Origin of the sequence: Nostocoides sp. (assembly GCF_035343835.1) — a bacterium.
GTDB lineage: Bacteria > Actinomycetota > Actinomycetes > Actinomycetales > Dermatophilaceae > Nostocoides_A > Nostocoides_A vanveenii.
The window spans coordinates 1-7224 of sequence record NZ_DAOQZV010000038.1; the positions used below are offsets into that span (position 1 = coordinate 1).

Annotated in this window: 10 protein-coding genes; 6 read left to right on the plus strand and 4 right to left on the minus strand. The window is 68.5% G+C overall.

Annotated features, from left to right (window positions below):
- Window positions 1–776: 776 nt before the first annotated feature.
- Window positions 777–1736: a hypothetical protein gene (locus tag PKH97_RS04520; protein ID WP_324386215.1), complete on the minus strand. Its 960-nt coding sequence runs from the start codon at window positions 1734–1736 to the stop codon at window positions 777–779.
- A 103-nt stretch (window positions 1737–1839) separates the two neighbouring features.
- Between PKH97_RS04520 and PKH97_RS04525 the strand changes: the two genes are divergently transcribed.
- Entirely contained in the window at window positions 1840–2544 is a 705-nt protein-coding gene (locus tag PKH97_RS04525; protein WP_324386216.1) for a M50 family metallopeptidase, read from the plus strand.
- Window positions 2545–2583: 39 nt separating this feature from the next.
- On the opposite strand, the gene PKH97_RS04530 is transcribed toward PKH97_RS04525, so the two are convergent.
- A complete protein-coding gene (locus tag PKH97_RS04530; protein ID WP_324386217.1) occupies window positions 2584–3039 on the minus strand; it encodes a TA system VapC family ribonuclease toxin in 456 nt (151 codons plus the stop codon).
- Complete coding sequence (locus PKH97_RS04535) at window positions 3036–3272, minus strand: hypothetical protein (protein WP_324386218.1); 237 nt, start codon at window positions 3270–3272, stop codon at window positions 3036–3038. The genes PKH97_RS04530 and PKH97_RS04535 overlap by 4 nt, the downstream gene beginning before the upstream one ends.
- Window positions 3273–3329: 57 nt before the next feature.
- On the opposite strand from PKH97_RS04535, the gene PKH97_RS04540 reads away from it, so the two are divergent.
- The 4 genes from PKH97_RS04540 to PKH97_RS04555 all read left to right on the plus strand — a co-directional run bounded on the left by PKH97_RS04540 (window position 3330) and on the right by PKH97_RS04555 (window position 5952).
- A complete protein-coding gene (locus PKH97_RS04540; RefSeq protein WP_324386219.1) occupies window positions 3330–3650 on the plus strand; it encodes a hypothetical protein in 321 nt (106 codons plus the stop codon).
- An 81-nt stretch (window positions 3651–3731) separates the two neighbouring features.
- The gene (locus tag PKH97_RS04545; protein WP_324386220.1) at window positions 3732–4457 is read left to right on the plus strand and encodes an SDR family oxidoreductase; all 726 of its coding nucleotides are present in this window, start codon (window positions 3732–3734) and stop codon (window positions 4455–4457) included.
- Window positions 4458–4546: 89 nt separating this feature from the next.
- The gene (locus tag PKH97_RS04550) at window positions 4547–5242 is read left to right on the plus strand and encodes a phosphatase PAP2 family protein (protein ID WP_324386221.1); all 696 of its coding nucleotides are present in this window, start codon (window positions 4547–4549) and stop codon (window positions 5240–5242) included.
- Window positions 5242–5952 (plus strand): phosphatase PAP2 family protein, encoded by a 711-nt coding sequence (locus PKH97_RS04555; protein ID WP_324386222.1) that lies wholly within the window; start codon window positions 5242–5244, stop codon window positions 5950–5952. The genes PKH97_RS04550 and PKH97_RS04555 overlap by 1 nt, the downstream gene beginning before the upstream one ends.
- Here PKH97_RS04555 and PKH97_RS04560 read toward each other — a convergent pair.
- The gene (locus tag PKH97_RS04560; RefSeq protein WP_324386223.1) at window positions 5937–6737 is read right to left on the minus strand and encodes a DUF1206 domain-containing protein; all 801 of its coding nucleotides are present in this window, start codon (window positions 6735–6737) and stop codon (window positions 5937–5939) included. The two genes, PKH97_RS04555 and PKH97_RS04560, sit on opposite strands and share 16 nt — an antisense overlap.
- A 31-nt stretch (window positions 6738–6768) precedes the next feature.
- Between PKH97_RS04560 and PKH97_RS04565 the strand changes: the two genes are divergently transcribed.
- Window positions 6769–7224 (plus strand): diacylglycerol kinase family protein (locus PKH97_RS04565; RefSeq protein ID WP_324386224.1); only part of this gene is annotated, 456 nt, incomplete at its 3' end.

Below are 7224 nucleotides of genomic sequence, written 5' to 3' on the forward strand. Positions count from 1 at the left end.
ACATGCGGAAGGACTGCTCCACGTGCCACAGCTCGTGGTAGGAGCCGATGACCTCCTCCGCGGGCATCACCGTGGCGGGGATGTTGGGGACATACCCTTTCAGCCCGGCAAGCCGCCGCGCTCGGGCGATCGAGGCCGCGTCCAGTGCTTTCGCGCCGTTCCTCACTTTCATTTCACGAATCGTGGTGTGCGGGCGGACTTTTCACCTGACTTGGGCCAACTTAGTGCGCAGTGGTCAGCGGCCGTGGATGGCGTTGAGGGTCCAGCACCCGCAGCGAGTCCGCTTTCGAGGTCGGCTCCACCACCCGCGCCAGCACGAGCTGCTTGAACGCCTCATCCCCGACCGCGTCGAAGCCCAACCGGGCATATGCCTCGCCCAGGACCACAACACGGCGCTGGCCTTCGCGGTGATCACGCCCCGGCCCGAACTCACCCCCGCCTCCAGGCGTAGGTCAAGAGCATCCTGACCAGGCCGTAACCGCCGCCGCGCCTCCGCAACCAAGGCCGCCAGCTCAGCCCCGGAGCGAGCGGTACCGACATGCTCCAACACGACATCACGACCGCCGCGGCGCTCGGCAATCTGAACCTTTGTGCTGCCCGTCCGACCCGGCACCTTACGCACGAACACCACAAACAGGCACCCTACTCAGCGAGCGGGGTGTGTCACTCAGAACCCAGACACGTCCCTGACCAGCACAAATAGCCCGCAAAACGAGAACTCGCCGTCAGATGGCACGACTCAGGCCTGACGTCGAATCGTCAGGACTCCAGGACACTCAGCCGCGGAAGGGGATTCGCGAGCGGAGGACGGGCACGTCGTATCCGCGCGTGCGCAGCATCGCGCGCATCGACTCCTCGGCGACTGGGCCGTTGGGCGAGGGGGAGATGGCGACGGCGCGGATCGGCAACGGCATACGTGCGGTAGTGAGCGGGCCGCCGCTCGCGTCGCCGGCACCGGTTAGCCAGAGGTGTGGCGCCATCCCGTATGCCGTGGCTCGGTAGCGCACGACGCCCGGGAAGCCGGCCAGGCCGGCCGGGTCGATCAGCGTGGTGCTGTGCCGCGTCTCGCGTTCGTCGTGGAAACCGTCGTGCTTGATCAGGACGAGGGCCTGCTCCATGTCGTCGAGGGTCTCGCTGAGCGCATCGACCATGCCCGTGCGAGCGTCGGCCTCGCCTGCGGCAGAAGCGAGTTCGTGGGCCGCCGCGAGTTCCTCGGGGAGGCCCTCGAAGACCGCGGCGACGAGCGCCTGCTGATCGGGCAGCGCATACCGGACGGGGCTCCAGGGGCGCTGACGGATCAACCGGCCGATGCGTGGATCGCTCGGCTGCTCGACCAATGGGCAGTCCGCATCGCACAGAATCCGAAGTGGCACAAGCGGATCCAGGCCGATGGCATACGACTCTCCCGCGCCGCCATAGCAGCGCCACATCGCCAGCAGGTCCCAGTGCTGCGCTGCCGAGAGGATGAAGAAGATGCCCGGCGAGGGCCCGGCTATTTCCTGCTCACTGCGATCGACCTTGTCCTGAAGCATGCGAGCGAAGGGATCGCCGCCGGCAGCGCGGGCGCCGAGTTCGTCGCGGATACGCCGATAGCCGAGCTCGACCTCGTGGGCATCGTTGAGGAAGGCCGACGCCGTGGACCACAGGACGTGGTTGGTGACGATCGAGATGAGCCCGGCACCGTCGGTGTAATGCCAGACGAGTTGATCGGGGTCAAGTGCGTCCATCTGGGTCACACCCGAAGACAATATTCGGCGCGGCACTCCCCTTCCGCGCATCTGCCGCTGACGTAGTTCATCCGGCACCGCGGGCACCGCGCGGTCGCCTAGGGTCGCGCCCGTGGACTGGTGGGACCTCGTGCGTGAGCGGCTTACTCCGGCGGCGCGCGGGGGTGGGATCACGGCATACGGGCTGGGAGCGGTGCTGCTCGTCGCGGCCGGTGCGGCGGCGTGGGAGCCGCTCTGGCATCGGCTGCGCATCATCGTCACGCTCGTCCACGAGCTCGGCCATGCGAGCGTCGGGATGGCGTGTGGGCGACGCTTCACCGGCTTCGTCGTGCGGGGCGACGCGTCGGGGCACGCCGTAACCGTCGGACCCAGCCGTGGCTTCGGGCGAGTGGCGACGACCTGGGCGGGCTATCCGGCACCCGCGCTCGCCGGGGCGGCGCTGATCACGGCGGTCGTGCGAGGCCACGCTGCGCCCGTCCTGGGAGCGGCCTTGGTCGGTTCGATTCTCGTTGCGACACAGGTGCGTTCGCTGCTGACTGCGCTCGTCGTGATGCTCACCGGTGCGGCGACCGGGGGGCTGTGGTGGTGGCGCGACGACGCCGTCCAGACCTATGTCGCGCTGGCGGCCAGCGTGCTGCTGCTCGCCGGGGGCTGGCGCGGTCTGGCCAATGTCACCCGCCGCGGACGACCCACGGACGACCCGGCCGTGCTGGCTGCGCTCACCCACCTCCCCGCGCCCGTATGGCTGCTCAGCTGGCTCGTCGTGAACCTCGCCGCCAGTGGGGTCGCGGTCCTCGCGCTGCGTGCGGCCCTCTAATGACACCGGTCGTCGTGACCTTCGATCCAGACGTCGGCCTCATCGCGCCTGAACCGGATCTCCGTCCGCCAGCGGATTGACCACGCGCAGGCCGGGGAACCAGGAGAAGTCGCGGTCCGCGGACCAGAGCGCATCGACGCCGTGCGCCAGGCAGATGGCGGCGATCCGGGCCTCATGGATCCGTGGCCCGGTGACCGCGCCGCCCGAGATCAGTTCGTCAAGCACCTGCAGGTGATCACGGGCTTCACCGATGAGATGCACGCCCGGATGGTTGGTCAGCGCGGTGATCGCCCGAAGCGCGTCGGCGGGTGGCGTCGGAGGTCGATAGATCCGCGGGTGCGTCGTCACCGCGAGGAACTCGTGCACGCATGGCCACGGGATGGCGCAACCTCCGCGACCTGAGGCCGCTCGCCGCACGGCCCCCAGCGCGCGCTCATGGTGCGCGGCGTCCTCGCGGTGGGCGGAGACGAGCAGGTTGGTATCGAGGGCGATCACTCGGTCAATCCATACGAGCGCGCGATGGCGTCCGCCGGCTCGAGGTCGCTCGCCAGGCCCTGACCGGGGAACGTCTCGAAGAAGAACTCGACGGCACTCGCGCCCTCGCGTCGCCGATCGAGCTCACTGCGCAGCCCATCGATGATCAGCGCCCGCAGCGTCGTGCCGTCCTGACGCACGACCTCGCGAGCCTCCGCGGCCAGGGCGTCGGGCAAGTCGATGGTCGTCTTCATGCATCTAACCGTATCAGCCAACCCGTACACCCGTATTCGCCGTTGAACTCCAGCCCCATGGCGAACCTGCTGCAGGTGTCGTCCGCCTTCGGGCGGGCGATGGAGTCGGTGAATCGCGAGCGGGTGGTCAACGCCATCTATCCCGCGCTCCTCACGGCGATCAATGACGGTATGCCGCTCGACCTCGGCGACCATGTCGTGGCCGCGAGCGCCGAGGGGTATGCCTTCCCCTCCAACCTGGACCGCGACCAGCCGGTCGGCGGGCTGGCCCCGCCGAGCCAGGCCGATCTCGTGCGGACCGCCCTCGCCGAACGCTGGACATCGGACGTGCTCGCCGAGCGCCTTGCGCACCAGGCCTGGACCAAGCTCAGCCACTGACCGCGGGCGGGCGAACGGCATACGGCAATAGCGTTGTGCCTGTGCCGGGGCGGCGCAACGGAGCGAGCGGAAGGTAGGGCCATGAGCGCATTGCAGGCGAAGACAGCGGCCGTCACCGGCGGGGCGAGCGGGATCGGGCGAGCGAGCGTCGACGCGCTGGTCGAGGCGGGTGCGCGGGTGGCCGTCATCGATCGAGACGCGCAGGCCCTTCAGGGGCTGGTGGACGCCCACGGCGGCGCGGTGGTGCCGGTCGTCATCGACCTGCTCGACCCGGCCGACTGCGCGACGCTGCTGCCCAAGGTCCTCGACGTGCTCGGACACCTCGACATCTTCCACGCCAACGCCGGCATCTATGTCGGGGGCGACCTGGTGGACGCCAGCGGTGAGGCGATCGACCGGATGCTCAATCTCAATGTCAACGTCGTCATGAAGAACGTCCGCGATGTGCTGACCCACATGATCGAGCGGGGCACCGGCGATGTCATCGTGACCAGCTCTTTGGCGGCACACTTCCCGACGCCCTGGGAGCCGGTCTATGCCTCGAGCAAGTGGGCGATCAACTGCTTCGTCCAGACGACGCGACGGCAGGTATTCACGCACGGCATCCGCGTGGGCTCGGTCTCACCGGGACCGGTCGTCAGCGCGCTACTCGCCGACTGGGAGCCCGAGCGTCTGCAGGCCGCCCGCGACGAGGGCTCGTTGATGGAGCCGAGCGATGTCGCGGACACGATCGTGTTCATGCTGACCCGCCCGCGGCATGTGACGATCCGCGATGTCGTGATGCTGCCCACCAACTTCGACCTCTAGGACACGCGCCAACCGTTTCGACTCCCGGCTCACTCTTTTGGGGCGCAAGGCCCTTCCATGCGCAGGCGAGGGAGTACAACATCCTCGTGGTGACCCCTTCGATCGCACCGGCCAACCGGCGCCCACGCGCCGGCCGACTGCGGCGCGTGGGGCGCGGGATTTTCGATGGAGTGCTCGTGGCGGGCGTGGTGACGACCTTGGCCTTCCTCGTGCGCGTGAAGTTCGATCCAATCATCGACTGGGACGAGGCTGCCATCGCCCGAGCGACCGCTATCACCCGCTCCCACGACGGATTTCGGGCGACATTACTGGCCTGGCAGACGGCCTTCCTCCCCACGCCCTGCTATGTCGTAGCCACTGCCGTGTGTGTATGGGTATGGCGGCGGCACCACCTGACCACTCGGGCCATGTGGGCCTTCGTCACCATGATGATCGGGTGGAATCTCGCCCTCGACGTCAAACTCCTCGTCCAGCGCGCCCGTCCGGTCGTCGGCGAGCCGATCGAGACGGCACCCGGCTTCTCCTTCCCCTCCGGCCATGTGTCCAATGTCGCGACCGCGACCACTGCGGTCATCGTCCTGATCTGGCCTCTGTTGAGCCACACGTCCCGGCGGGCGGCCGTCGCCGTCGGCACGCTGCTCATTGCCCTGACCTGTCTCGACCGAGTCTTCCTCGGCGTTCACTATCCCTCTGACTGCGTCGGAGGGGTTCTGCTCGGCTGCGGTCTGGTGCTCTCCTCCTACGCCGGCTATGCGGGCTGGAAGCCCGCGAAGCAGTTGACCTGATGGCCTTTCTGAATCGCTACGACCTCGACCGGACCCGCCCCGACGCGGCCACCGTCCGCCGAGACCTCTTGGTCCGGGTGCTGATCCCGGGCATCGTCCTCTTCGGCCTGCTCACCGGCCTCGGCTTCCTCTTGAAAGGACCACTGAACGGTCTGGAGGTGAGCGAGGAGCGGATCAATACCTATCTCGCCAACCACCGCAGCCCCCTGTGGAACTCCATCACCGCCGCGTGGTCACACATCGGCAACACCGAATATGTCATCGGTGTCTGCATACTGCTGGTGGCGCTGATGTGGTGGCGCACCAAGGAGTGGTGGTATGCCGTTGCCCCCGGCATCGCGATCAGCGTCCAGGCCGCGGCCTTCGTGCCGGCCACCAACCTGGTCGACCGCCCGCGACCGACCGTGCCCCACCTCGACCCGGCACCCCCGACGTCGAGCTTTCCGAGCGGGCACGTCGGCGCTGCGACCGCGCTCTACTGGACCTTGGCGATGATGGCTCAGCGGATCGAGAACCGGCCGCTGCGCCGATTGGTCACGCTGATCTGCGCGGTGATCCCGCTCCTCGTCGCGTATGCGCGCCTCTACCGCGGGATGCACCACCTCGTGGATGTCTTGGTCGGCTTCCTCAACGGCGTCATCTCGCAGGTCATCGGGTGGTTGTGGGTCCGCCGAGACCCACAGGGGCGCGACGCTCAGACCCGCGCGTAGCGGGCGCGAGCAAACGAATAGACCCCGTAGGCCGCGATGCCGGCCCCGACCAGGGTCAGCAGGATGCTGCCGAAGGGCTGCTCGCGCAATGAGTGGAGGGCGCCGTCGAGCCCGGTGGTCTTGGCGGCCGACCCGCGCATCGCCCCGACCACGAAGAGCAGTCCCATCACGGCCAATGCGATCCCCTTGGCGAGATAGCCGACGCGGCCTGCAAGGACCGCCCAGGTGCCGGGGTGCTGGACGAGGTCCTCGAGGAACTTGGAGCGCCAGCCTTTGTAGACGTGATACCCCCCGGCCGCGATGATGCCGAGCCCGAGAACGCCGACGAGCAGTCGGCCCCCGGCGCTCGACATCAGGCCGGCCGTGAAGTCCTTGGTCTGCTCCTTGCTGGAGGTGCGCCCACCGGAGGCGAAGGTGAAGGCGGTCCATCCGAGCGCGGCATACATGATCATTTTGGCCGCCGCCTTGACCCGGTCGGCGGTCTCCGGCCCGGCCGCGCCGGTGATCGTCGCGGTGAGGTGCCAGACGGCGAGCAGGGCAAAGCCGGCCACACACGCCCACAGCAGCAGCTCACCGAAGGGCTGCTTGGCCAAGGTCGCGAAGGCTCCGCTCTGGTCGGCCGATGCCGCACTCCGCGACCACGCGATCTGGACCGCGATCCAGCCCAGGACCAGGTGGATCAATCCGCTGGCGGCATAGCCGAGGCGCGCGCCCATCTCGACCGGCCGGGAGTCGCCCACCTCCCGCGCATGCCGCTCGACATCGGGGGTCTCCATGCTCGCCATGATTCCAGCCGACGAGTTAGCGTGAGGCGCTGTGAACGAGGCAATCCAGAGCGCAGCGGTGATCGTCAACCCAACCAAATTCGGCGACGACCTCCAGGACGCGATTGCGTCGGTCATCGCCGGCTTCAGGCGCCGCGGTCTGCCAGTGCCGACCGTGGTCGAGACCACCGAAGACGACCCGGGATACGGCCAGACGCGACAGGTCCTCAGCGACGGGGCCCGTCTCGTCTGCGCCCTCGGCGGCGACGGCACCGTCCGGGCGGTGGCGCACGAGTTGGCGGGCACCGGCATACCGCTCGGGTTGCTGCCGGGCGGGACCGGCAACCTGCTCGCGGGCAACCTCGGGGCGCCGACGGATCTGGAGGACGCGGTCGAGGTCGTGTGCACCGGGATTGATCGGCGCATCGACGCCGCGTGGGCGGTGGTTGACGGTGGCGAGCGTCAGCTCTTCACGGTGATGGCCGGCATGGGCTTCGACGCGGCCATG